Here is a 22,994-nt window from a genome sequence, read left to right as displayed (position 1 = left end):
CGGGATCTGCGAGCCGGACGGTCCGGCCCACGTCAACCGCCCCGGTCCACGCGTCGTGCGCCACCGACGTGACGGCGCACGTCCTGCACGGTGTACGAACCGGGGCGGTCCGGGGCGGTCACAGCTGACGGGGCGAGGGCGCTCAATACACCTAGAACGCGGTCCAGGTGAAGGCGACCGTGTCCCCGGCGTTCAGCTTGAACTGGCATCCGCCCACGGGCGTCGGAGTGCCGTTGACGGAGATGTTCCAGTAGGCGGCGCCGCCTCCACCGACGTTCTTGATCGTGTCGACGGAGAAGTCGTCGAACGAGGCGTACCAGGCTCCGTCCCAGGTGAACTGTCTCTTGCGTGCCGCGTCGTCGAGGGCCGCCGTCGGGGTGGGGACGGCGCTGGGGTGGGCGCCGCCGTTGGTGCCGTCGCATCTGTGGGTACCGCCGGTGGCGGTGGTCACGTCGTGCCCCTGCGTCCTGGTCCTGCCCTTGAAGAGACGGCCGTCCGGCCCGTCCACGACCACGGTCACCTTGACCGGGGTGTTCGTCGGGACCGTGCCCTGCGGTTGCGCGACGGCGGGTCGGGCGACAGCGGGAGCGGAGGTGAGGGCGAGGCCGAGGGCGGCCGAGACAAAGAGGGTGCGACGGGCTGCTGTCAGGTGCACGGAGGTGCCTTCCTGGTACGGGTCGTCTGCCGCCCTGACCGGAGCCGGCCGCTCGCCGTCGTACCCGTCCGCACGGCGTGCGGCGGGGCGGGGCGGAGCAGTGCTGCGGGCTTCGCGCTGCAGACCATGACAGAGGGAAGCGGTGCACGTCACGCGCCGGGTTCTCCGACTCGCGGCCCGGAGAGGCCGCACACGGTTGCAGGTCAGCGCCGGATTCCCACCGGCTTCCCCCTGAGCACGCACGCATTCAGTTGTCGCCCCGGACGTGCCGAAGCAGTCGCATGCTAAGGCCAGTTGGCGAGATGCCGCCAGGGCGCGCCTCGGCGGCGGGGTAGCGCCGCCGGAACTTCTCCGGCCCAGAACAACGAGCCCCGGAGAAGGCACATCCCCGGCCTCGATCCGAGGGGTACGTGACCCACGACACTCCTTCACCCCGGGCGGTAGATTAGCCATACCTGAGAGACATCTGTGCCCTCCGCCCGCACGCGTATGAGCGGCGGAGGGATCAGGCTGCGCCGGGCTCGCCGGCGCCGGGGCGTGGGAGGACAGGAGAGACGGTGCCGAAGAAGCGTCGGGACGAGAGACGTCAGCACGGCGAACTCGTCGCTGAAGTGCTGGCAGTGCTGTGGGAGGCGGGTGAGCCGATGACCGCGCAGCAGGTGAACGCCGCGCTCGACAACGGGCTCGCCAGGACCACGATGGCCACGATCCTGAGCCGCCTCCACGACAAGGGCACCCTGCGCCGGATCCCTGTGACGCGCGGTTTCGCCTACGAGCCGGTGCACGACGAGGCGGGGCTCGTCGCGGGTCGTATGCGTCGCGAGCTGGAGAGCGATCCCCGCCGTGACCTGGTGCTGAAGCGTTTCGTCTCGTCCTTGTCCGAGGGGGACGAGGAGACGTTGCGGCGCCTGCTCCTGGAAGCTGAGGGCGAGCCCGAGTGACGTATGTGCTGGTCGTGGTCGTCCTCGCTCTCGCGCTCCCGTGGGGCGGGGCGGCCATCGCGACACGTCTCGCCGACCGGCTGCCGCCCCGATGGGCGTGCTGGGAGCTGACGGGCGCGTCCGTCCTGCTGGCGGGCGGGACGATTTCCGCCCTGGTCGCCTTGTTCCACGTTCCGTTCCTCGCCTCGCTGGAGCGGTTGTCCCTGACGCGTGTGCTGGAGGAGTGGCCGACCGCGGTGCCTCTCGCCTGCGCCGCCGGCGCGGTGATGGTGGCGCAGCTGGTGCTGCTGGTGCGGCGCCGGCTTCAGCATCGTGGTGTGCTCGGTCGCGCGTGGGCGGCGGCGGACGAGGGCACGAGCGACGGCGACGTGCTGGTCGTCCCGGGGACCGACGTGGATGCCTTCGCGCTTCCCGGGTACCGGGGCCGCCGTGGCCGGGTCGTCGTGACGGCGGCGATGGTGCGGTCGCTGAAGGAGGGCGAGCGAGAGGTGCTGCTGGCGCACGAGCGGGCGCACCTCTCCGGACGTCATCATCTGCTGTCGGCGGTGGTCGATCTCGCCGCGGTCGTCCATCCCGCGATGCGTGGCGTGCGGGACGCGTTGGCCTTCCACCTGGAGCGGTGGGCGGACGAGGTGGCTGCCGCGGTCGTGGGCGATCGGCGCGCGGCCGCCGCGGCCATCGCGCGTGCGGCTCTGGCCAGGTCCGCGCACGGTCGTGCGGCCCGCCATCCGCTGCTGTCGGCGACCAGCGGGCCCGTGCCGCGACGTGTCCAGGCCCTGCTCCTGCCGGAGCCCGCGGCCCCGCGCGGGGGCGCCCGGCGCGCCGGTGCCGTCGCCCTGGCGGGGGCGGTGGTCGTCGCGGCCCTCGCGGCGCTCGCGCTGGCGTACGGGCTGCACGAGTACGTGGAGTACGCGGCGCGACAGCTGATCGGAGCGCCGTCCGGCCGCACGGTGCGTTGAGCGCGTGGTGCGGATCAGACGCGCCCGAGGGGTTCGGCATCTCGTCGTTCGCATGCGACACCCATGACGAAGGAGCAGCCCATGGACTCGCTGCCGGCCTCCGGCCGGTCGGCGAGTCCGTGGGAACCCGGTGGTCAGGCGGTGGCCGACGTGCGCCGAGGGCGGGTCGCGGCGAGTGCGGTGTTGTACCGGCGCAGCAGCAGAAGTGCGGTGGCGGCGAGGCCGGTGAGGAGCCCGAGCCAGATGCCCAGGGTCTCCAGGTGAAGCCCGTAGGCGAGGAACCACGCGGCGGGCAGTCCGATGACCCAGTAGCCGATCAGCGTGATGCGGAAGCCGCTTCTGGTGTCGTCCAGTCCGCGCAGGAGGCCGACGCCGATGTTCTGGGCGCAGTCGAAGAACTGCAGGAACGCGGCGACGATCAGCAGCTGGGTGGCGATGGTCAGAGCCTGGTCGGAGCCGGTGTCGAGGAACGGGGCCAGGACCAGGTGAGGCAGGGTGAGATACACGATGCCGACCAGGGCCATGACGGCGCCGGCGCAGGCCAACGCGGTGTTCCTGATGCGGCGGGCACCGTCGTGGTCACCGAGGGCGAGTTCGCGGCTGACGTTGACGGACGCGGCGTGGGAAAGACCGACGGCGACCTGGAAGGCGATGTAGACGAGCTGGTTGACGGCGGTGTGCGCGGCGAGGGCGTCGGGGCCGAGGGAACCCGCCATCAGGGCGGTGACGGAGAAGAATCCGGCCTCGGAGCCGTAGGTGGCCGCGATCGGGACGCCCAGGCCGAGGAGACGCTTGAGGGTGGCGGCGTCGGCGCGGGTGATGTCCAGGGTCAGCAGCGGCGCCAGCTCGCTGTCCCGCTTCGCGGCGAGGTAGAGGGCGAGGAAGGACAGCAGGTGGACGCCGGAGGTGGCGATGCCGACGCCGGTCAGGCCGAGCTCGGGCAGGCCGAAGGTGCCGTGGATGAGGACCCAGTTCAGTCCGGCGTTCACGGCGATGGAGGCAAGGGTGATCCGCAGGAGGGCCTGGGGGCGGCGCATACCGACGGTGAACTGACGTATCGCCTGGAACCACAGGCAGGGCAGAAGACCGGGTGCGAGGGCGTAGAGCATCGGCTGTGTGAGGTCGACGATGCCGGCGTCCTGCCCGAGCGAGGGCAAAGCCTGTCCGATGAGAATCATGACGAGGGCGCCCGCGGCGCCGGCCAGTGTGGCGACGGCCAGACCGGCCCGGACGATGCGCCTGGCCTCGTCGGTCGCCGCCCTTCGTGCGTTCCCGTCGTCCGCGCCGGTGCTGGTGCGTTCCGCTCGGGCGGCCGCCGCGGCGATGTGGTTGCCGACGGAGGTGACCAGGCCGACGCCCATGGTGCGGATCTGGTTGAAGATGACGACGGCGAGGCCGCCGGCCGCGAGTTCGGTGGTACCCAGCAGGCCCGACATCACCGTGTCGGTGGTCGTCAGGGCGACCTGCGCGAGTTGGGTGAGGACGAGCGGAACAGCGAGGGCACCGAGCGCGCGGCTGTCGCGGAGGAGGGTGGTCGGCATCGGGTCTACCGGTTCCCGCGGAGCTTGGTGAGGTGTTCTTCGACTTCGCGTTCGGTCTCGGCGCTGAGGAGATCGCGTTGGGTCATCCAGTCGTCGTTGAAGACGGTGTCCATGTACTTCTCCCCTCCGTCGTTGATCAGGGCGACCATGGTGGTGCCCGGCGGCAGAGAGGACAGACGCGTGAGGGCCTCGTAGACCACGCCGCCGGCGGAGCCGCCGATGAGCAGCCCGGTCCTGGCGACGGCGCGGCAGGTGGCGAAGGCTTCGACGTCACCGACCTTGACGCCCTCGTCGATGAGGGCGAAGTCGACCAGAGCGCCGAGTTCGGCACCTTCGGGGGTACCGGTGCCGGACTGGTAGTAGTCATGGGCGGGCCCGCCGAACGCGGTCGATCCCTTGGGCTCCACGCCGATCGTCGTGAAACCGGTGATGAGCTTGGCGAGTTCGCGGCTCGTACCGCACAGACCACCACCGGTGCCGACGGCCCCGACGAGAACGTCGAGGCGACCGTCGAGGGCTTCCGCCAACTCGTGTGCGACGGGGAAGTAGCCGACGCCGTTGGCCGGGTTGTTGTGCTGCTCGGTGAAGACGGTGTTGTCCTCGTCCCGGGCCATGTCCTCGGCGAGTTCTTCACGGGCGGCGGTGTGGAGTTCGCTGCCGTCACCGCCGGCATCGACGTAGACGAGTTCGGCGCCCAGGGCCTTCATGGCGCGCAGCTTGTCGGCGGCGGCGTGGTGGTCGACGACGGCGGTGAAGGTGTAGCCGCGCTCGGCTGCGATGACGGAGAGGCCGAGTCCGGTGTTGCCGGAGGTGGATTCGATGATCCGCCCCCCGGCGCGCAAATCGCCTGCGGATTCGGCGGCGTCGATCATGGCGCGGGCCATGCGGATCTTCGCGGTGCCGGTGGGGTTGAACATCTCCAGCTTCAGCAGCAGGCGGCTGCCGGTCTCGGTCGTGGCCAGTGCCAGCAGGGGGGTGCAGCCGATCAGGTCGGATACGCGGGAGACGACGGCGGGCCGCTGAAGGGCTCCGGACATCAAGGGGGCTCCTGTGACGGGAAGGGTGCGGGGCGGGTGGTCAGGCGTCAGGGGTCAGGGATCAGGGATCAGGGGTCAGGTGAAGTGTCGGTCGAGACGCCAGCGCGGCCGGACCTGGTCGATGCGGTCGATGACGACCTTGGGCGGCAGCGGCAGGTCGTGGAAGGGGGACTCGTTGGAGTCCATCTGGTAGCCGGCCGTGTTCGGGTAGAGCAGCAGGTCCCCGACGCGCGGCGGGTGCGGGAAGGCGATCTTGCGCCAGGTGAGCATGTCCGATTCCAGGCAGGTCGCGGCTCCCACGCTGGCCGGGAACACCCCGGTGGCGGCGTCCTGGTCGACGGGGATCAGCTGCGGGTCGGGGAGGTACTCGCTGTGGAACCACTGCTCGGAGAGGCTCAGGCTGGTGCCGTCGACGGTGAGGATCTGGTAGCCGTCGCGGTCCTTGACACCCTGGATCCGGAAGACGGTGGCGCCGGCCTGGTCGAGCAGGGCCCGTCCGGGTTCGAGGAGCAGTTGGATTCCCGCGTCGCGGATGACCTCGGCCAGGGCAGCCTCGGAACCTTCCGGGCAGGTCGCCAGCAGCGCGGCCAGCGCCTCGGGTCCGGCGACGGGTGAGTGGTAGGGGTAGAAGTCGCGGGGCTGGAACGTCTTGCGGGCGTGGAAGTGGGCGGGGTGCTGGGTTTCGAGGAAGGTGTGCCAGCTGTCGGCGTCGGTGTAGCTGATGGGCAAGCCGCCGCCGATCGAGATCCGGCCGGCTTCCAAGCCCATGACCCGTGCCTTCAGGCACTGGTCGGCCAGGCGTGCGGCGAGGTCGGCCCGGGGCTGGAGAGCGTAGCCGGACAGGTGGAAGCTGAAGCCCTCCATCCGGATCGCGTCCCTGGCCTGAAGACACCGTTCGAGGGCGGTGGCCAGTTCGCTCTCGCTCATGCCGAACCGTGAATGCGGCTGGGCACCGGGCAGAACGCGCAGCAGCACTCGGGCCGGGCGCACGCGGCCCGTCAGCGCCAGGGAGATCACCCGGTCGAGCTCGTCGAGGGCGTCCACGGCGATGGTCGCGCCGTGTGTGACGGCCAGGCGCAGCAGGTCGGGATTCTTGGCGGGTCCGGTGACCATGAGGTGTTCGGCGCGGACGCCGTGGCCGAGGGCTTCGCGCAGTTCGCCGGTGGAGGCGACGTCGATGCCCGCTCCGCCGGTGGCGGCTCGTTCGACGAAGACCGCCGCTTTGTTGGCCTTCTTCGCGTAGTAGATGAAGCCGTCCACGCCGGCGCCGGTGAGAACCTCCCGCATGGCGGCGAGGTTGGCGGTGAAGGCGTCAGGGAGCAGGAAGTGGAACGGGCCGTCCAGCGCGTAGGCGAGTTCGGCGGCGAGTCCGCCGACGACGACCGGAGTCGTGGCCGGGTCGGGCAGGGCGGGAAGCGCCGGCCAGGAGGTGGTGGTTACTTCCACAGTGCTATCTCCGTTCCGAGCCCCTGTTCGATGGCGAGTTGTGCGAAGCGGTGCCCCAGGGCGATGTCGGTGACCACCAGACCGCTGTTGTAGGCGAAGACGCGCTGCTTGGCCGCGGTACGGGCCTTGGAGACGCCCGAGACGATGGCGGGCAGCTCCAGGTCCACGGCGGGCAGGTTGCCGTCGGCGTCGGCCATGTCGGTCCCGGTGATCCGCATCTGCGCCTCGCTGGTGGCGATGACCCGGTCGGCGCGGTGCAGGGTCGAGGGGGCCAGGCCATGGCCGACGAGGACCGCGGTGGCGCCGGGCTTGAGCCAGTCGGCCTCGATCGCGACGGGCGTGTGGGCGCCCGCGGTTGCGACGACCACATCGGCTTCACGGGCGGCGGCCTTGAGGTCGCTGACCAGTTCCACGTCACGGCCCGGGAAGTGGCGGGCGAGTTCGGCGCGGACGGCGGCGATGCCGTCGGGGTGGGTGCCTGACAGCAGCAGGCGCTCCAGCGTGGGCAGGGTGGTCAGCAGGAAAGGCAGGGCGAGACGCCCCTGGGTGCCCGTACCGATCACGAGCGCGGTCGACGCGCCGGGGGCGGCGCATGCGCGGGCCAGGAGGGCAGAGGCGGCCGGGGTGCGCAGGGACCCGATGCGGGAGCAGTCCATCATGGCGACCGGCAGTCCGGTGACGTCGTCGTAGAGGGTCAGGGTCGTGTAGTAGTGCTGCCGGTCGCGGCTCTCGTGCAGTCCGTGCTTGTACGAGGTCTTGATCGCGACGACGTCGCGGACGCCGTCGCGGCCGAGCATCGCGTACGAGACGGAGTGGCCGTCGGCGGGCTTGGCGGTGAGCTTGCGCGGGTTGTCCGACGTGCCTGCCGCCAGCGCGCGGTACGCCTGCTCGACGGTGTCGACGACGTCGGCCAGGGGCATGTCCAGACCGGCGAGGTCACTGGTGGACAGTACGCGCAGGGTGGTGTCGTCCCGGTCCATGGAGGGGCCTTTCGAGAAGTGGTTCATCGGGGGGTGGAACGTGCCCGTCAGGCAGGCCAGGCGGTCAGGGCGGCCTGGCCGTAGCCGTGTTCGCCGCGTTCGGCCGCGGGGCGGGTCGGGCGGCCCCCGACGCGGACGGAGGCGCGCTTGAGCCAGCGGTCGGTGCCGTCGTAGCGGGCGGTGAAGGGAACGCGCCCGTGGACGACGACGTCGTTGTCCACGACCAGGACGTCGCCCGGCTCCAGACTCACCGCGACGGAGACACGGGCCAGTTCGTCCTCCAGTCGCCGGTACGCCTCCCTCCACTCGGCATCGGCCTCGTCCAGGGGCGTGTAGGCCGGGTCGAACCGCATGGTCAGACCCTCGGGCGCGGCGAACAGGGTCGGCACCGGCGCGGGACGGCCGGCGAACCGCTGTGCTTCCTCGTAGGCGTCGTCGGGCAGGATCGGCACCACAGGCCGCTTGAGCCGCTCCACGTCCGCCTGGCCGAGGGCGGTTCGGCGAATGCTGGCCGCGGTCGTGGCGATGTCGTCGTGGTTGCGCAGGCAGCACAGCAGGAGCAGGTGGGCACGGCCGGGGTGGAAGGCGTCCTCGGTGTGCGGGGTGAGCAGCACATCGCTGGAGGCACCGGTCTGCTCGCTCTCGTGACCGGGCGAGGGAACGATGTTGTGGACGAACCGGCCGTCCTGCTGGCCGTCCCAGGCGATCGGCGTGCCCATCGACGTGGAGACGAGCAGCAGGACCACGTCCCACAGGGCTCCGGCGTCACCGACGCTCGACCAGTGGCCGGGGGTGGGGCCGAGTTCGGTGTCGTCCACGTGCAGGCCGCGCAGGACGAACAGTCCGTCGGCGGTGTCCACGGGGCGCAGTGCGTGGCGGACGGTGTCGGAGAGCTGAGCGCATGTGCCGGGCAGGGCGGCCAGCAGTTCGGGCGAGGTGGCCGCGTTGTGGTCGGCCAGCAGCTTGGCCGCGAGGGCGGTCAGTTCGGCTGCGGCGGCATCGTCAAGAGGGCGTACCGGGGCAGGGCAGGTGGGCACGGTGGCACCTTCCAGGCAGGACGCGACGGAGCGCGGGCATGCGGCATCGCCGCACCGGCTCTCACGGCGGGGAAATGGGAATTCCGGTCGGGCGTCGCACGGCTCGGGGCGCCGCCGGACACCAGGAAACTAACAACGCCGACCAGGTAAGGCAACCCTGATCGATGCGATTGACTACATCAACGTAGTCCTATTTTCGGTCGATTCGAGTCGACCTGACGCTCCGTCAAAACCCTTATTGAGCAGGCACGTTACCGATTCGAGCGCAGGTTCGGGCGGCGCTCGGGGCGGGGCGGAACGGCTTGCCAAGTCTGGCCGACTTCGGTTAGGTAACCCTAAGAACGACCAAGCGCAAACCTGAGACGAGGATCAGACGTGGGCGTCACCAGACGACAGCTGCTGTGGGCCGGCACCGGCATCGGAGCGGCCGGACTTCTCGCGGCCTGCGGCGGCGGCAACGAGGACTCCAAGGCCACCGCGGGCTCCGGCGGCGCCGGTGAGCCCCGCTCCGGCGGCACCCTGCGCGTCGGGGCGCTGGGGCATGCGAGCGCGATCACCCGTGACCCGCACGGCACCCAGGCCAACGAGAGCGACTACCTGATCCTCGCCCTCGTCTTCGACACCCTCACGGTCCCGGGCGCCGAGGAGAACACCGCTCCGCGGCTCGCCGCGTCGTGGGAGTCCTCCAAGGATCTGAAGACGTGGACGTTCGAGATCGCCAAGGGTGCCGTGTTCCACGACGGTTCTCCGGTGACCGCCGAGGACGTGGTGTGGTCGTTGAAGCGGCTGCGCGACACTCCCTCCGGCGCGGCACGCCTGCCCGGAATCCAGGCAGAGAACATCAGAGCCCAGGGCGCGGACACGGTCGTCCTCGTCTCGGACTACGCCAATGCCGACTTCCCCCTGCTGACCCGCTTCGCCACGTTCGTGATGAAGAAGGGCACCAAGGACGCGGACCTCGCCAAGGCGCCCGGCACCGGTCCCTTCAAGCTGGACTGGTTCAGGGGCGGCAACGCGCGCCTGGTGCGCAATGACCGGTGGTACGGCCCCGAGGTCCGTCTCGACGCGATCGAGGTCACGATGTTCGAGACGCCGCAGGCCATGGCGAACGCCCTGCTGGCCGGTCAGATCGACCTCGCCTCCAACGCCGGTGCGGTGGCCGCGCGTACCGCCGGATCGCGCGAGGACATTCAGGTGCTGCGCCGTCCCAACGACATGGCCATGCCGATCGTGATGCGGACCGCCAAGGGCAGTCCGTTCGCGGACGTGCGGGTTCGTGAGGCGATGCGCCTGGTGGTGGACCGCGAGGCGATGGTCAAGCAGGTCCTGTCCGGGTACGGCACCGTCGCCAACGACATCCTGGGCACCGGCGACCCGGAGTACGCGAAGGACATCCCGCAGCGCGGGCGCGATGTGGCCAAGGCCGGACAGCTGCTCAGGGACGCGGGCTTCGACCTGTCCAGGACGTACGAACTGGTCACCACCGAGGACATCTCCGGCCTCGCGGACTCGGCCACGCTGTTCGCGAACCAGGCCCGCGAGGCCGGCATCAAAATCAAGGTCGTCAAGCAGGAGTCCGGCGCGTTCTGGGAGAAGACCTGGAAGTCCGGCGACTTCTACACCGGCTACTGGGGCACCAACGACTCGGTGATCTTCTTCGCGTCCAAGACGATGGTCAGCGAGGCGGGCCAGAACGAGGCGGGCTGGGACGATGCCGGATTCGACGCCGCCTACCGCGAGGCCATCAGCACCGCCGACACGGAGAAGCGCGCCGCCGCACTGAAGGAACTCCAGCAGATCGAGCACGATCGTTCCGGCTACCTGCTGTGGGGCATGGCCGACGGTATCGACCTGGCCGCGGCCAGGGTACGGAACCTGCCGAAGCTGCCCGGCTACGGCCGTGTCCAGCTCGAAGGCGTGTGGCTGCGTTGAGCCGGACGGCCAGGACCCGCGCGGTGACCGACCCTGCGGGGGCGGTCACCGCGCGCCGGGCCGGGACGGTCGCCGTGCGGATCGCGGGAGTTGTCGGGCGCCGCCTCCTCATGCTCTTCGTGTTGCTGGCGCTGGTGTTCGCGGCCGTCGAGCTGCTGCCGGGGGACGCGGCCGGCACCGCCGCCGAGCGCGGGGAGAGCGCGGCCGACCTTGCCGCGCGCCGTCACCTGCTGGGCCTGGACCGGCCGGTGTGGGAGCGGTTCGCGGACTGGCTGACCGCGCTGCCCACCGGAGACCTCGGCACGTCCGCCCGCGGACAGAAGGTTACCGAGCTGCTCGCCGATCCGCTGCCCAACACCCTTGTCCTCGCGGTGAGCGCGTTCGTGATCACCGTGGTGCTCTCCCTGCTGCTCGGCTGCTGGGGCGCCTCACGTCCCGGGCGGCCGGGCGACCGGCTCCTTTCCCACACCTCGACCGCCGCGTTCGCGGTGCCGGAGTTCGTGGTCTCGGCCGTCCTGCTGCTGGTGCTGTCCCTGTGGACCGGCTGGCTGCCCGCGGTCACCGTGACCGGCGGCGACGGCAAGCCCGCCACCTGGACCATGCTGATCATGCCGGTCCTCGCCCTCGTCATCCCGCAGACCGGCTGGAACACCCGCGTCGTACGCGGAGCTCTGGCCGACCAGGCGTCCGCCCCGCACGTCGAGGCCGCGCACTTCGACGGTCTGCCACCACGCCGGATCCTGCTGCGCCACCAACTGCCCGGCGCGGTACCGGCCATCGCCACCGGACTCGCGACCTCCACCGGCCTGCTGTTCGGCGGAGCGGTCGTGGTGGAGACCCTGTTCAACTACCCGGGTATCGGCAGCGTCCTGGCCGGCGCGGTCGCCGCCCGCGACACACCGCTGATCGCCGGAGTCGTCATGTGTGCCGGAGCAGTGATCAGCCTCGTACTCCTGGCCGCCGACCTCATCCGCTACGCCACCCTGGGAGACCGCGCATGACCGTCACCCCACCCGTGGCCGCACGCCGTCCCTCCCGCGGAGCCGGAGCCACCGCACTCGTGGCCGTGGCCGCCCTGCCGCTGCTGCTCGCCCTCACCGGACCGCTGATCGCCCCGCACACCGTGGACACCCCCGTCACCGCACCGTTCGCCCCCGCCGGCGACGGCGCCGTGCTGGGTGGGGACCAGCTCGGCCGGGACGTGCTCAGCCGCGTCCTGCACGGCGGCACCCCTGTGATTCTCGGCGCCCTCCTCGTCGCCGTCGTCACCACCGTCGCGGCCGTGCTGATCGGCTGCCTCGCCGTGCTGCGACCCCGGCTGGGGCGTGCGGTCGAACGCAGCGCGGACGTCGCGATCCTCCTGCCGCCGCTCCTGGGCATCATGCTCATCGCCCTGGCCTGGCCCGGCGGCGGGCGCTGGGCGGTGATCGCCGCCGCCGTCGTCCTCGGCACGCCGTACGCGGTACGGGTCGTCGCCGCCGCCGCGTCCCCGCTCGCCACGGCCGGCTACGTCGAAGCCGCCCTGACCCGCGGGGAGTCCACCCCCTACATCGCGCTGTGCGAGATCCTGCCCAACCTCCGCGCCACCGTCCTCACCCTGTTCGGACTCCGGTTCGTCGAAGCCGTCTACGTCATCTCCATGGCGGGTTTCCTGCAGATCGGGCCGCAGCCGCCGGCCTCGGACTGGTCACTGATGGTCCGCGAGAACGCCTCCGGCATTCTCCTCAACCCCTGGGCGGTGATGGCCCCGAGTCTGGCGATCGCCCTGCTGGCGATCACCGTCAACCTGGTCACGCTCTCCCTGACCCCCGACACCACAGCGAAGGCGGTGACCCGCTCATGAGCGACCTCGCCCCTGCCCCCCTCTCAACCACCGTCTCCCCCACACCTGTCGCCTCGGTCACCGGTCTCGGAATTCGGGTGCCCGACGGCCCGGTTCTGCTGCCCGAAACCAGCGCGCAGTTCCACGCCGGACACGTCACCGCCCTCATGGGTGCCTCCGGATCCGGCAAGACCACCCTGCTGCGCGCACTGATCGGTCACCTCCCGCCAGGCGCCGGCGTCACCGGAAGCCTCGATGTCCTCGGCCGCACCCCGCACCAACTGCCCGCCGAGGAGCTGCGCACGCTGCGCCGTACCGCGCTCGCCTACGTCGGCCAGGACCCCGGTTCCGCTCTCAACCCGCGGATGACCGCGCGCCGTCTGGTCGCCGAACTCGCCACCGACCCGAGCGAGGACACGGTTCTGGCGCTGCTCGCCGAGTGCCGGCTGCCCCTGGACACGGGGATCGCGGGGCGCAGGCCCACCGCCCTGTCCGGCGGCCAGCAACGACGCGTCGCTCTCGCCCGCGCACTGGCCCACGCCCCGAAGATCCTGCTGCTCGACGAACCGACGTCCGGACTCGACGACACCGTGCGCGACGAGATCGCCCATCTGCTGCGTCACCTCGCCGCCGCCCGTGATCTCGCCGTCGTCATCGCCACCCACGATCCGCACCTTGTCGAGACCTGTGCGGACCACACCATCCGCCTCACTCCGAAGACCCTGCCCGTCCCCCGTACGCGCACGGCCGAGCCCGCCACCACCGTCACCCGCCCAGACCGTCTCCCGAGTGGAGACGGTCTCGCCGCCCACGCGGTCAATGCCTTCTTCCGGGGCAGCCGGCGTCCCGTCCTGAGTGATGTCGCGTTCGGTGCGCCGCCCGGCGCCGCCACGGCCGTCATCGGGCCCTCCGGCTCCGGCAAGACCACCCTGCTGCGCGTGATGGCCGGACTCCACCCCACCCACACCGGCCGACTCGTCCTCGACGGACGTCCCCTGGACGCCCTCGTCCGGCGCCGCACCCGAGAACAGCGGCGGCGCGTCCAACTCGTGCCACAGAACCCGCTCGCCGCGCTCAACCCCCGCCACACCGTCGGCCGGCAGCTCACCCGCCCCCTGCGCCTGCACACCGGTCTGCCCAAGAGCGCCCGCCCGGAACGGGTCACCGAGCTCCTGGCCCAGGTCGGCCTTCCCGCCGACTACGCCGACCGCCGTCCCGGAGAGCTGTCAGGAGGCCAGCGTCAGCGGGTGTCCATCGCCCGCGCGCTGGCCACCGGACCCGACATCCTGCTTTGCGACGAGGTCACCTCCGCCCTCGACGCCGACACCGCGGCGGGCATCATGGACCTCCTGACGCGCCTGCGCGCCGAACACCGGATGACGCTGGTCGTGGTGTCCCACGAACACCACCTGGTCGCCCGCTACACCGACACCGTCCACGTCCTGGAGGACGGCCGCATCACCGGGAGCGGGCCCACCGCGGCTCTCCTCGACCGCTTCAGCGGCAAGGGGCCCGCCCAGGCCCACGATCAGTCGCTTCCTCGCGGCTGACAGCCCGGGTCCCGGGAACGGACACCTGCGTGATCCGCCTGTGGCGGCCCGGCAGCCGACGCCTACGAGTGGTCGCGTCGCATGAGCCGGTACCCGTGGGTGGGGGCGGTACGCCCCGGTTTCCGAGGCCGGTAGGACGGCGGGACATAGCTCCTCGGTCCGCGCGGCCGTGCGCTCCTCGCCCTGTCCACCAAGGCCACCAGCATGGGAGAGGACCGCCACATCTGACGGAGTCCGGACCCGGTGATGCCCGCGATCTCGGCGGCCGTGTTCCAGGACTCACCTCTGCTCATGGCCAGGATCACCACGCGGATGACCGCGGGAGTCCTCCTCCCGCCCGGCTCAAGCCCGTTGGCCGCCGCCAGGGTCGCGGCCGCCCGTACGGCGGAGGCGAACTCCTCGTCGTGTGCCAGCCACTGCTGGACGAGCCGCTCGGGCACCCCGGCCCACACCGCGGCTGCCCGTACCCCGAGGCCTTGTGCGGTGGCCTGGAGGATGTCACCCATCCGTGCCATGCGGTCGTCGCGTTCGTTCGGCAGGCCGTCCAGCGAGTCGTGGAAGGGCTGTTCGGCCTCGTCCCGTGCCTCCAGCCAGGCCAGCGCGCGCTCGGCTCGTGGTGCCGCTTCCCTGACCAGGTCGGCTTCGGGCCTTCGGCTCTCGTACATCAGCTCCCTCCGGGGACCGCACGACGACGGGGGCACAGGGGCCGTGGGGGTGCTGTGCCGCGGCTCGGTGCGGTGATGCGGCAGCGGGCGACCAGTTCGAGGGTGACGGTAACCGCGACGGCCTGCACGGCCATCAGGGCGACGAGGACGAAGAGCTGTACGGCTCCGGCGGTGAGTGCGTCGGCTCCGCCCAGAAGCATGCCGACGAACGCGCCGGGGAGAGTGACCAGGCCCACCGTGCGGGTCTGGTCCAGTCCGGGGACCAGCGCGTCGGAGGCGGCAGGGCGCGCGATCTCGATCCGGGCGTCGCGTTCGCCCAGGCCGAGAGCCAGGCCGGCTTCGACCTCGCCGTGCCGCTGCTGGAGGGTGGCCACGCTCTGCCGGCCGGCCAGGACGGTCGCGGTGAGGGCGCCGCCGATCAGGATTCCGGTCACCGGGATGAGCGCGATGCCACGCGGCGGAAGCAGGCCGGTGGCCAGCAGGAGGGTGACGGCCGGCAGGACACCGGCAGCGATCGGCAGGGCCGCCCACCACCAGGTGCTGTCGGAGGTGATCCTGCGTCCCGCGGTGCGTACGGCGACGGCGTACATCAGGAGCAGGAAGCCGAGCACAGCGGTGCCGTGGTGGACGACCCAGCCGATGGCGGCGGAGACGGCGGCCAGTTGGACGGCCGCGCGCACCCCGGCGGCCAGCACTCCGCGGGCGCGGCCGAAGCCCTGCTCCGGCGAGAGCCTGGCGACGGCCGTGACCGTGACGGCCACGGCGAGGAGCACGGCCAGGACCCAGCCGAGCACGGCGTTGACCGGCAGGAGCGCGGCCGAGGCGGAGTTCATGGGAAGTCACCGTCGCTGTCGGATTCCGGGCCCGAGGGATGTCGCGGGCCCGTCGGGCGCGGTACGGCCCCGGCTCGGGAAGGCGCGGCGACCGGCGGGGGGGTCACTCGGCGCTCGGCCGACCCACGGGCTGCCGCGGCCGGACGGCGGGACCCATGCGTCCAGGGGCGAGGAAGAGGGCCATGACGGGGACGAGGTAGAGCAGCCAGACGATGACCTGGAGCACGGTGGGGTCGGGCTGGAAGTTGAAGACGCCCTTGAGCAGAGTGCCGTACCAGGAGTCGGCGGGAATGGTGCCGCTGATGTCGAAGGCGAGGGTGCGCAGCCCGGGAAGGAAGTCGCCTTCCTGGAGGTCGTGGATGCCGTAGGCGAGGACACCGGCGGCGACGAGGACGAGCATGGCGCCGGTCCATCGGAAGAACATGGCCAGGTTGATGCGCAGCGTGCCCTTGTAGAAGAGCCAGCCCAGGACGACCGAGGTGGCGAGACCGAGCACGGCGCCGATGAGCGGGCGCACTCCGTCACCGCTGGCCTGCACGGCGGTCCAGATGAACAGGGAGGTCTCCAGTCCCTCACGGCCGACGGCGAGGAAGGCGGTGATCACCAGGGCGCCGGTGCCCAGCGCGAGGGCGGCATCGAGCTTGCCCTGGAGTTCGCTCGTGAGGTGGCGGGCGGTGCGCCGCATCCAGAACACCATCCAGGTGACCAGGCCCACCGAGAGGATGGACAGGGTGCCGCCGAGTATCTCCTGGGCCTGGAAGGTGAGGGTGGAGGACCCGAATTGGAGCAGGGCTCCGAAGGCGAGTGAGAGCGCGACGGCGATGGCGACGCCTGTCCAGACGGGCGCCAGCCGGCTCTTGTTGTCGGTCTTGACGAGGTAGGCGATGAGGATGCAGACGACGAGGCTCGCCTCCAGGCCCTCGCGCAGTCCGATCAGGTAGTTGCCGAACACGCCGGTTCCTTTCTCCGGTGGAAGCAGTGGGGCACTGTGGTGTGTCAGGTGAACAGCGCCCGGCCCCACCAGTCGTCCGTGTCACGGACGCCGGGCGGGACGGCGAACAGGGCCGAACCCACGTGCTGGACGTACTCGTTGAGCGCGTCGGAGCGCGCCAAGCTCCTCTGGACGGGAATGAACCCGGTGCGCGGGTCTCGCTGGTAGGCGAGGAAGAACAGGCCGGCTTCCAGGCGGCCGAGGCTGTCGGTGCCGTCGGTGAAGGAGTAGCCGCGCCGCAGGAGGGTCGCCCCCGCGTTGGAGTCCGGGTGCGCGAGGCGGACGTGCGCGTCCGGCTTCATGGCTTTGAGGAACGGCTCGTCGTGCTCCGTGGCCTTGGTGACCGGTGCACCCTCGCGTTTGTCGCGGCCGAAGACGTCCTCCTGCTCCTGGAGGGAGGTGCGGTCCCAGGTCTCGATGTTCATCCGGATCCGGCGGGCCACCAGGTACGAGCCCCCCGCCATCCAGCCCGCTCCGCCGTGCCCGGTGGCCCACACGTGCCGGGCGAGACCGGCGGGGTCGGTGCCGGAGACGTTTCGGGTGCCGTCCTTGAACCCGAACAGATTGCGCGGGGTCTGCGCGTCGGGCGTGGTCGAGGACGTCTTGCCGAACCCGAGCTGGGACCAGCGCACCGCGACCGTGCCGAAGCCGATCCGGGCGAGATTGCGGATGGCGTGTACCGCGACCTGCGGGTCGTCGGCGCACGCCTGCACGCACAGATCGCCGCCGCCACGGGCCGGATCGAGGTTGTCGCCGGGGAACTTCGGCAGGTCGACCAGTGCGTCCGGCCGCCGCCGGGACAGGCCGAACCGGCCGTCGAACAGGGACGGGCCGAATCCGATGGTCAGGGTGAGACGGGACGGCGGCAGGCCGAGGGCCTCACCGGTGTCGTCGGGCGGCGCCTCCGGCATGCCTCCGTACGCGCCGTCACCGACGGCACGCCCCGCCGTCATCCGCTCGGCCGCCCGGGTCCACTCCTTGAGCATGCGGATCAGCTCGGCACGGTCGCCCGTCTTCACGTCGAAGGCCGCGAAGTGCAGCCGGTCCTGGACCGCGGTGGCGATGCCGGCCTGATGGGGGCCGTGGAAGGCGACGGCGCCCCCACCGGATGGGCTGTCGTCTCCTGCGGCGCCCGCGACGGCCACGGCGCCGCCCGCGGCGGCGGCGCCCAGCGCGAGCCCGGCGCCGCCCCAGCCGAGCACCGCGCGCCGCGAGAAGGCGGCCTCAGACGGTTGACCGGACATTCCTGTTCCTGCCTGTGATGCCGTGCGGTTCACTTCGCGACTGCGGCGGCGAGCTTGGAGAGCGGCTCGGCCAGCGCGTTGACCCCGTCGGAGAGTTCCTTGCGCTCGGCCTCGGAGACCGTGTCGTAGGACGTGTAGGTGTAGGAGTCCTCGTCCGCGCCGTCGTCGGTGCGGTAGGCGTCCAGCTGCCCGGTCAGCGACGCGAACCGTTGGCCGAGCTCCTTGGCCAGCGCCGGATCGTTCTTCTGGGCGATCGGCTTCAGCAGGTCGTACGACCGCCGCGCGCCTTCGAGGTTGGCCTTGAAGTCGATCAGGTCGGTGTGCGAGTAGCGTTCCTCCTCGCCGGTGACCTTGTTGCGGGCGACCTCGTCGAGCAGGCTCTTCGCGCCGTTGGCCATGGACGTCGGGGTGATCTCGGCGGTACCCACCTTCTTCACCCAGGCGTTCAGGTCGGTCATCAGCTGATCGGCGAGTTCCTTCTCCCGGTCACCGATCTTCTTGTCCTGCCACAGCGCCTTCTCCAGGCGGTGCCAGCCGGTCCAGTCCGTCGTGGGGTCCTGGCCGTCCTCGAGGCCGTCCTCACGGACGTCGACCTTGGGGTCGATGTCACCGAAGGACTCGGCGACCGGCTCGGTGCGCTCCCACCCGATCCGGGAGGAGGCGTACAGTCCCTTCGCCTTCTCGACGTCGCCGGCCTTCACCGCGTCGGCGAACGCCTGTGCCCTGGGCAGGGTCTGCTCGGCCTGCGCCAGCACATAGGAGCGGTAGGCGGCGACCGCGGCGTCGGATTCCGGACTGCGCTCGGCGGCCGTGTCCTTGCCGGTGAGCGCGATCTTCTGCCGGATGCCGTCGCCCTTCATACCGGGCTTGCACGCGATCTCGTAGTCGCCCGCCGTGAGTTCGGTGACCAGAGTCGCCTTCGTACCGGGGCCGATGTTCTCCCGCTCGGCCGCGATCCGGCCGTCCGGGAAGAGGACGTACACCTCGGTGATCTTGGAGCCCTTGTTCTCCAGGGCCAGGCTGACGTGCCCGGCCGGCAACTCGGTCCTGGAGACCTCGCACACCGAGTCCGAGGCGGTCACCGAGACCGCACCGTCCTCACTCGACGCCTTCTGCGTGCAGCCCGACAGTGTCACGGCGACGGCTATCGCCGTGCCGGCGCCGAGGAGAAGGGGACGAGGTCTGACGGACATGGGGTGCCTCAATTCACGAGGGGGAGCCGACGGCGCGGGCATGACCGCCCGGCCGCAGCGGAGTCTACGCACATGTAGACAGTGAGGGAAGGCTGCCCTTATCGCACCCTCGGCGACACAACCGTCCGGCCGGCCGCGCGACAGGCAGGAACAGGTGGCGCCGCGCGGCGAGATGAGCCCGTCCGCGCGCCGGCCGCACCCGGGGCAGGACCAGAGGGATCAGGGGCAGGGCGATCAGCGGTCGCCCCCGCCCGGCAGTCGCCTCAGCTCCGCCTCGTCGGCGGGGTCGAGCCCTCCGACGAACCGGGCCGGCACCACACCGCGGTCACGGCCTGCGCTCCCCCACCGCGCCGGTCACGGAACCGCCCCTTCCGCCGAATCGTCTACAGTGACGTAGACCGCCTACTGGCCTGTAGACGCAAGGGCTGTGCGCTGTGTGTCGCGGCAGCGGTCCTCGCCCGCGTCCGGTAGGCCCGACCACCCGTTGCCGAAGGGGCCCAGCGCCGATGACGCTCGCGTACCAAGCCGTACCCCCGCCCCGGCTCGCCGTGAAGATCCCCGACGCGCAGTCGCTCCTCGCCGCCTTCGGCACGACCGGCATCGGCGTCGTGGTGTTCGCCGAGACCGTGCTCGGCGGACTCGTGTGGACCGTCGGCCTGGTGCTCACCGGATACGCCTTGGTCGTCTCCCTCGTCCCTGTCGCCCTGGAATCGCCGCGCTCCCGGCGCACACACGAGACCGACGGGGGCGAAGCCTGATGCACGCCGCCACGACAACGATCACCGCCGCCTCGGGCCATGACGGTTCGGGCATCGACGGGAACGTGTACACGCACGTCGTCGATGCCGCGCGCGACGCCCCGGCCTGGCTGGACGGTCTCGTCTCGGTGTTCTCCACGTACGGGCTGGTCCTGTTCGCCGTCCTGATGCTGATCGGATGGTGGCAGGCCCGCACGCGGGACGCGCGGCAGGCGGTGAAGGCCCTGGCCGCCCCGGTCCTGACCGTGATCGCGTTCGCCGTCAGCACCGTGCTGAAGCAGGCGGTGCACGAGAACCGGCCGTGCCAGTCCTTGCACGTCATCACCGTGGAAGCGTGCCAGGCGCCCGGCGACTGGTCCTTCCCCAGTAATCACGCCACGCTGGCCGCCACGGCGGCCGTCGCGCTGTGGTCCGTCTCGGCCCGCCTCGGCGTGATCGCGACCGTCCTCGCGTCGGCGATGGCGGCCTCCCGGGTGTGGGTCGGGGCCCGCTATCCGCACGACGTCCTCGCCGGACTCGCCGTCGGCGCCCTCGTCGCCCTGTCTCTGGCGCCGCTGGTGTCGCGGAACGCCCGGACGGTGGCGGGGCTGTTCGGCCGGACCCGTCTGCGTCCGCTGATCGCCTCATGAGTCCGGCCCGTGCGTCCGCGTCCGCCCGTGCGGCCGTGCGCCGGGCCCGACGCCGCACGGTGTGGTGGTGCGTGCTCGCCGCTGTGGCGTTCGCGGCTGTGTCGGGCGCGGTGCTCGCCGCGGACGGCGGGCCGGTCGTCCCCGACACCTCTGTGCGCGGCTGGGCCCTGGACAACCGGCCGTCCCAGCTCGTCACCGTCCTCCGCGCCGTGACGGCCACCGGCACCGGCGTCGTCCCGTACCTGGTGGCGCTGGGGGCGGGCCTGATCGCCGCACCCGCCCTCCCACTCGTACGAGAGCGCCCTCCCGCGGTCCGGTTCGCCCTGCCGGCGCTCGCGTCCGCCGCGTGGCTCGCGCTCGGGCAGGTACTGCGCTTCGGGCTGATGACGGCGATCGCCCGCCCGCGGCCTCCGGCGCAGGACTGGCTCACCCACGCCTCGCGCTGGTCGTTCCCCTCCGGCCACACCACCACCTCGGCGATGGCCGCCGGACTCCTCCTCCTGGCCTTGCTCGCGCGCCGCCCGGCCGCGTACCGGCTGTGGGTGGGCCTGACCGTGGTGTGGGCCGCCGTCGTGGGGGTCAGCCGGGTGTGGCTGGGCGTGCACTGGGCCACCGACGTGCTCGCGGGCTGGCTCCTCGCCGCGGCGTGGGTACTGCTGGCGGCCGCGATCGTCGCCCGTGTCACCGCGCCGCCTTCCGGTCCCAGGGCGGGGTGACCGCCGCGCTGCCCCGACACACCGGCGCTCCGAAGCCCCGGTGTGCGGAGAGTCCGTCCCCGGCGGCCTCCTGGGCCCTGAAGACGTCCGAGGACCTGTCAGCCCCGGTACGTCTCCAGCAGCCGCAGCCAGACCTCGCTGATCGTCGGATACGCCGGAACCGCGTGCCAGAGCCGGTCGAGGGGCACCTCGCCCGCCACCGCGACCGTCGCGGAGTGCAGCAGCTCACCGATGCCCGGCCCGACGAAGGTGACCCCGCGCAGGATCTCCCGGTCCAGATCCACGACCATCCGGGCCCGTCCCCTGTACCCCTGCGCGAAGAGGCCGGAGCCCGCGACCGAGGCCAGGTCGTAGTCGACGGCCCGCACCCGGTGGCCCGCCTCCTCCGCCTCGGCCAGGGTGAGTCCGACCGAGGCGGCCTCGGGGTCGGTGAAGACGACCTGCGGTACGGCGGCGTGGTCGGCGGTGGCCGCGTACGCGCCCCACGGCTCGGTCCGCGACAGCGGGTCCCCCTGGGCGCGGGCCGCGATCGCGGCTCCCGCGACACGGGCCTGGTACTTGCCCTGATGGGTCAGGAGCGCCCGGTGGTTGACGTCTCCGACGCCGTACAGCCAGTCGCTCCCCGCCACGCGGCAGCTGTCGTCCACGTCCAGCCAGGAGCCGGGCTCCAGGCCCACGGTGTCCAGGCCCAGGTTGTCGGTGCGCGGGGCGCGGCCGGTGGCGAAGAGGATCTCGTCGGCCTCGACGCTCGTACCGTCGTCCAGTTCCACCGTGACGGGACCGTCCGGGGCGGGCCGGCCTACCGAGACCGCCGACACGCCGGTACGGATGCGGGCTCCGGCCTCGGTCAGCGCGTCGGCGACCAGTTCCCCGGCGAAGGGTTCCATCTTCGGCAGCAGCCGCCCGCCGCGGATCAGCATGGTCACCTGGGCGCCGAGCCCCTGCCAGGCGGTGGCCATCTCCACCCCGACCACTCCCCCGCCCACGACGACGAGCCGGCCGGGTACCTCCTTGGCGCTGGTGGCCTCCCGGCTGGTCCACGGACGTACATCGGCGACACCCGGCAGGTCCGGGACGACGGCCCTGCTACCGGTGCACACCGCGACGGCGTGGCGTGCGGTGAGGCGGGTCTCCCGGCCGTCCGGACCGGTGACGGAGACCTCGCGGACCCCGGTCAGCCGCCCCTTGCCGCGGTAGACGTCCGCGCCGACGCCGTCCAGCCAGGAGACCTGGCCCTCGTCCTTCCAGTGGGAGGCCTCCTCGTCGCGGTAGGCGAGGACGGCGTCCGCGTCGAGGGGCCCCTGGACGGCTCCGCCCAGACCGGGGACCTTGCGCGCGTCGGCGCGGGCCACGACCGGCCGCAGCAGGGCCTTGCTGGGCATACAGGCCCAGTACGAGCACTCGCCGCCGACGAGTTCGGACTCGACCACCGCGGTGCTCAGTCCGGCGGCCCTGGTGCGGTCCGCGACGTTCTCGCCGACGGGCCCGGCGCCGATCACCACGACGTCGTATGCGCTGTTCTTCACTGCGTCAGTCATGGGCCCAGTGTGATCGTGGGTGTGGGCCACGGCCACATGGGAAGGCGGAATAGCGCAAGCGACGTCGCCGTTGTGCGGGAACAGGTCCGAACGGACCCAGGAAGAGGTATCAGCGTATGAGCACCGTAGAGCTCACCAAGGAAAACTTCGATCAGGTCGTGACCGACAACGACTTCTTGCTGATCGATTTCTGGGCTTCCTGGTGCGGGCCGTGTCGGCAGTTCGCGCCGGTGTACGACGCGGCGTCCGAGCGCCACCCCGACCTGGTCTTCGCCAAGGTGGACACGGAGGCGCAGCAGGAGCTCGCGGCCGCCTTCGAGATCCGTTCCATTCCCACGCTGATGATCGTCCGTGACAACGTGGCGGTCTTCTCCCAGCCCGGGGCGCTTCCGGAGTCGGCGCTCGAAGATGTCATCGGGCAGGCGCGGAAGCTGGACATGGACGAGGTCCGCAAGTCGGTCGAGCAGCAGAAGCAGCAGGCACAGCAGGAGAACCCGTAGCTCCACGGATCCGTACGGCGCTCAGGG

General features: G+C 71.5%; 22 protein-coding genes and 1 riboswitch. Of the genes, 10 read left to right on the top strand and 12 right to left on the bottom strand.

Annotated elements, in window-relative coordinates; all coding sequences use genetic code 11:
* Positions 1-151: 151 nt before the first annotated feature.
* On the bottom strand, positions 152-655 hold the full coding sequence (locus tag B9S64_RS32170; protein WP_103491653.1) for a DUF4430 domain-containing protein: 504 nt from the start codon (positions 653-655) through the stop codon (positions 152-154).
* 137 nt (positions 656-792) lie between these two features.
* Positions 793-910: riboswitch (cobalamin riboswitch) on the bottom strand.
* Between the two features lie 302 nt (positions 911-1,212).
* Here B9S64_RS32170 and B9S64_RS32165 point away from each other — a divergent pair.
* Together B9S64_RS32165 and B9S64_RS32160 are read left to right on the top strand one after the other, a co-directional pair.
* Entirely contained in the window at positions 1,213-1,596 is a 384-nt protein-coding gene (locus B9S64_RS32165) for a BlaI/MecI/CopY family transcriptional regulator (protein WP_103491654.1), read from the top strand.
* Positions 1,593-2,555 carry a M48 family metalloprotease gene (locus B9S64_RS32160; RefSeq protein ID WP_109492187.1) on the top strand — a complete coding sequence of 321 codons (963 nt, stop codon included), beginning with the start codon at positions 1,593-1,595 and terminating at the stop codon, positions 2,553-2,555. The genes B9S64_RS32165 and B9S64_RS32160 overlap by 4 nt, the downstream gene beginning before the upstream one ends.
* Before the next feature lie 134 nt (positions 2,556-2,689).
* On the opposite strand, the gene B9S64_RS32155 is transcribed toward B9S64_RS32160, so the two are convergent.
* From B9S64_RS32155 to B9S64_RS32135, 5 genes are all read right to left on the bottom strand, one after another.
* Positions 2,690-4,096 (bottom strand): MATE family efflux transporter, encoded by a 1,407-nt coding sequence (locus B9S64_RS32155; RefSeq protein WP_103489407.1) that lies wholly within the window; start codon positions 4,094-4,096, stop codon positions 2,690-2,692.
* Positions 4,097-4,101: 5 nt separating this feature from the next.
* Positions 4,102-5,133 carry a cysteine synthase family protein gene (locus tag B9S64_RS32150; RefSeq protein WP_103489406.1) on the bottom strand — a complete coding sequence of 344 codons (1,032 nt, stop codon included), beginning with the start codon at positions 5,131-5,133 and terminating at the stop codon, positions 4,102-4,104.
* A gap of 75 nt (positions 5,134-5,208) precedes the next feature.
* Positions 5,209-6,579 carry a Y4yA family PLP-dependent enzyme gene (locus tag B9S64_RS32145; RefSeq protein ID WP_103489405.1) on the bottom strand — a complete coding sequence of 457 codons (1,371 nt, stop codon included), beginning with the start codon at positions 6,577-6,579 and terminating at the stop codon, positions 5,209-5,211.
* The gene (locus tag B9S64_RS32140) at positions 6,570-7,586 is read right to left on the bottom strand and encodes an ornithine cyclodeaminase family protein (RefSeq protein WP_103489404.1); all 1,017 of its coding nucleotides are present in this window, start codon (positions 7,584-7,586) and stop codon (positions 6,570-6,572) included. Before B9S64_RS32140 ends, B9S64_RS32145 begins: the two co-directional genes overlap by 10 nt.
* A gap of 20 nt (positions 7,587-7,606) precedes the next feature.
* Entirely contained in the window at positions 7,607-8,596 is a 990-nt protein-coding gene (locus B9S64_RS32135) for a TauD/TfdA family dioxygenase (RefSeq protein WP_103489403.1), read from the bottom strand.
* Positions 8,597-8,971: 375 nt separating this feature from the next.
* On the opposite strand from B9S64_RS32135, the gene B9S64_RS32130 reads away from it, so the two are divergent.
* From B9S64_RS32130 to B9S64_RS32115, 4 genes are all read left to right on the top strand, one after another.
* Positions 8,972-10,528, top strand: coding sequence for an ABC transporter substrate-binding protein (locus B9S64_RS32130; protein WP_103489402.1), 1,557 nt, complete (start codon positions 8,972-8,974; stop codon positions 10,526-10,528).
* 110 nt (positions 10,529-10,638) lie between these two features.
* Positions 10,639-11,529: an ABC transporter permease gene (locus B9S64_RS32125; RefSeq protein WP_103505154.1), complete on the top strand. Its 891-nt coding sequence runs from the start codon at positions 10,639-10,641 to the stop codon at positions 11,527-11,529.
* Entirely contained in the window at positions 11,526-12,371 is an 846-nt protein-coding gene (locus B9S64_RS32120; RefSeq protein WP_103489400.1) for an ABC transporter permease, read from the top strand. Before B9S64_RS32125 ends, B9S64_RS32120 begins: the two co-directional genes overlap by 4 nt.
* Positions 12,368-13,900 (top strand): ABC transporter ATP-binding protein, encoded by a 1,533-nt coding sequence (locus B9S64_RS32115; RefSeq protein ID WP_103489399.1) that lies wholly within the window; start codon positions 12,368-12,370, stop codon positions 13,898-13,900. The genes B9S64_RS32120 and B9S64_RS32115 overlap by 4 nt, the downstream gene beginning before the upstream one ends.
* 62 nt (positions 13,901-13,962) lie before the next feature.
* On the opposite strand, the gene B9S64_RS32110 is transcribed toward B9S64_RS32115, so the two are convergent.
* The 5 genes from B9S64_RS32110 to efeO all read right to left on the bottom strand — a co-directional run bounded on the left by B9S64_RS32110 (position 13,963) and on the right by efeO (position 18,826).
* Complete coding sequence (locus B9S64_RS32110; protein ID WP_103489398.1) at positions 13,963-14,565, bottom strand: hypothetical protein; 603 nt, start codon at positions 14,563-14,565, stop codon at positions 13,963-13,965.
* Entirely contained in the window at positions 14,565-15,398 is an 834-nt protein-coding gene (locus B9S64_RS32105; RefSeq protein WP_103489397.1) for an ABC transporter permease, read from the bottom strand. Before B9S64_RS32105 ends, B9S64_RS32110 begins: the two co-directional genes overlap by 1 nt.
* 103 nt (positions 15,399-15,501) lie before the next feature.
* A complete protein-coding gene (gene efeU, locus B9S64_RS32100) occupies positions 15,502-16,350 on the bottom strand; it encodes an iron uptake transporter permease EfeU (protein WP_103489396.1) in 849 nt (282 codons plus the stop codon).
* A gap of 44 nt (positions 16,351-16,394) precedes the next feature.
* The gene (gene efeB / locus B9S64_RS32095) at positions 16,395-17,633 is read right to left on the bottom strand and encodes an iron uptake transporter deferrochelatase/peroxidase subunit (protein WP_109492186.1); all 1,239 of its coding nucleotides are present in this window, start codon (positions 17,631-17,633) and stop codon (positions 16,395-16,397) included.
* A 29-nt stretch (positions 17,634-17,662) separates the two neighbouring features.
* Complete coding sequence (gene efeO, locus B9S64_RS32090) at positions 17,663-18,826, bottom strand: iron uptake system protein EfeO (RefSeq protein ID WP_103488797.1); 1,164 nt, start codon at positions 18,824-18,826, stop codon at positions 17,663-17,665.
* A 506-nt stretch (positions 18,827-19,332) separates the two neighbouring features.
* Between efeO and B9S64_RS32080 the strand changes: the two genes are divergently transcribed.
* Genes B9S64_RS32080 through B9S64_RS32070 form a run of 3 tightly spaced genes read left to right on the top strand, consistent with a single transcriptional unit; the run spans position 19,333 to position 20,929 of the window.
* On the top strand, positions 19,333-19,584 hold the full coding sequence (locus tag B9S64_RS32080) for a hypothetical protein (protein ID WP_103488798.1): 252 nt from the start codon (positions 19,333-19,335) through the stop codon (positions 19,582-19,584).
* Positions 19,584-20,213, top strand: a complete 630-nt coding sequence (locus B9S64_RS32075; protein WP_103488799.1) for a phosphatase PAP2 family protein — start codon at positions 19,584-19,586, stop codon at positions 20,211-20,213. Before B9S64_RS32080 ends, B9S64_RS32075 begins: the two co-directional genes overlap by 1 nt.
* Positions 20,210-20,929, top strand: a complete 720-nt coding sequence (locus B9S64_RS32070; RefSeq protein WP_146060040.1) for a phosphatase PAP2 family protein — start codon at positions 20,210-20,212, stop codon at positions 20,927-20,929. Before B9S64_RS32075 ends, B9S64_RS32070 begins: the two co-directional genes overlap by 4 nt.
* Before the next feature lie 98 nt (positions 20,930-21,027).
* Here the strand turns inward: B9S64_RS32070 and B9S64_RS32065 are convergent, their stop codons facing one another.
* Positions 21,028-22,467: an NAD(P)/FAD-dependent oxidoreductase gene (locus B9S64_RS32065; RefSeq protein WP_103488801.1), complete on the bottom strand. Its 1,440-nt coding sequence runs from the start codon at positions 22,465-22,467 to the stop codon at positions 21,028-21,030.
* A gap of 116 nt (positions 22,468-22,583) precedes the next feature.
* Here B9S64_RS32065 and trxA point away from each other — a divergent pair, with 116 nt between their 5' ends.
* Positions 22,584-22,967 carry a thioredoxin gene (gene trxA, locus B9S64_RS32060; protein WP_103488802.1) on the top strand — a complete coding sequence of 128 codons (384 nt, stop codon included), beginning with the start codon at positions 22,584-22,586 and terminating at the stop codon, positions 22,965-22,967.
* Positions 22,968-22,994 lie beyond the last annotated feature (27 nt).

It is taken from the genome of Streptomyces sp. SM18 (assembly GCF_002910775.2).
GTDB lineage: Bacteria > Actinomycetota > Actinomycetes > Streptomycetales > Streptomycetaceae > Streptomyces > Streptomyces halstedii.
This window is presented reverse-complemented; position numbering and strand designations above follow the sequence as displayed.

Excerpts from the sequence above, each read along its gene's own strand:
- B9S64_RS32110 (WP_103489398.1), bottom strand. The coding sequence starts at position 14,565 with ATGTACGAGAGCCGAAGGCCCGAAGCCGACCTGGTCAGGGAAGCGGCA.
- B9S64_RS32150 (WP_103489406.1), bottom strand. The coding sequence starts at position 5,133 with ATGTCCGGAGCCCTTCAGCGGCCCGCCGTCGTCTCCCGCGTATCCGAC.
- B9S64_RS32065 (WP_103488801.1), bottom strand. The coding sequence starts at position 22,467 with ATGACTGACGCAGTGAAGAACAGCGCATACGACGTCGTGGTGATCGGC.
- B9S64_RS32075 (WP_103488799.1), top strand. The coding sequence starts at position 19,584 with ATGCACGCCGCCACGACAACGATCACCGCCGCCTCGGGCCATGACGGT.
- B9S64_RS32155 (WP_103489407.1), bottom strand. The coding sequence starts at position 4,096 with ATGCCGACCACCCTCCTCCGCGACAGCCGCGCGCTCGGTGCCCTCGCT.
- trxA (WP_103488802.1), top strand. The coding sequence starts at position 22,584 with ATGAGCACCGTAGAGCTCACCAAGGAAAACTTCGATCAGGTCGTGACC.
- B9S64_RS32080 (WP_103488798.1), top strand. The coding sequence starts at position 19,333 with ATGACGCTCGCGTACCAAGCCGTACCCCCGCCCCGGCTCGCCGTGAAG.
- B9S64_RS32120 (WP_103489400.1), top strand. The coding sequence starts at position 11,526 with ATGACCGTCACCCCACCCGTGGCCGCACGCCGTCCCTCCCGCGGAGCC.
- efeB (WP_109492186.1), bottom strand. The coding sequence starts at position 17,633 with ATGTCCGGTCAACCGTCTGAGGCCGCCTTCTCGCGGCGCGCGGTGCTC.
- B9S64_RS32140 (WP_103489404.1), bottom strand. The coding sequence starts at position 7,586 with ATGAACCACTTCTCGAAAGGCCCCTCCATGGACCGGGACGACACCACC.
- B9S64_RS32125 (WP_103505154.1), top strand. The coding sequence starts at position 10,639 with ATGCTCTTCGTGTTGCTGGCGCTGGTGTTCGCGGCCGTCGAGCTGCTG.
- efeO (WP_103488797.1), bottom strand. The coding sequence starts at position 18,826 with ATGTCCGTCAGACCTCGTCCCCTTCTCCTCGGCGCCGGCACGGCGATA.
- B9S64_RS32105 (WP_103489397.1), bottom strand. The coding sequence starts at position 15,398 with ATGAACTCCGCCTCGGCCGCGCTCCTGCCGGTCAACGCCGTGCTCGGC.
- B9S64_RS32115 (WP_103489399.1), top strand. The coding sequence starts at position 12,368 with ATGAGCGACCTCGCCCCTGCCCCCCTCTCAACCACCGTCTCCCCCACA.
- B9S64_RS32070 (WP_146060040.1), top strand. The coding sequence starts at position 20,210 with ATGAGTCCGGCCCGTGCGTCCGCGTCCGCCCGTGCGGCCGTGCGCCGG.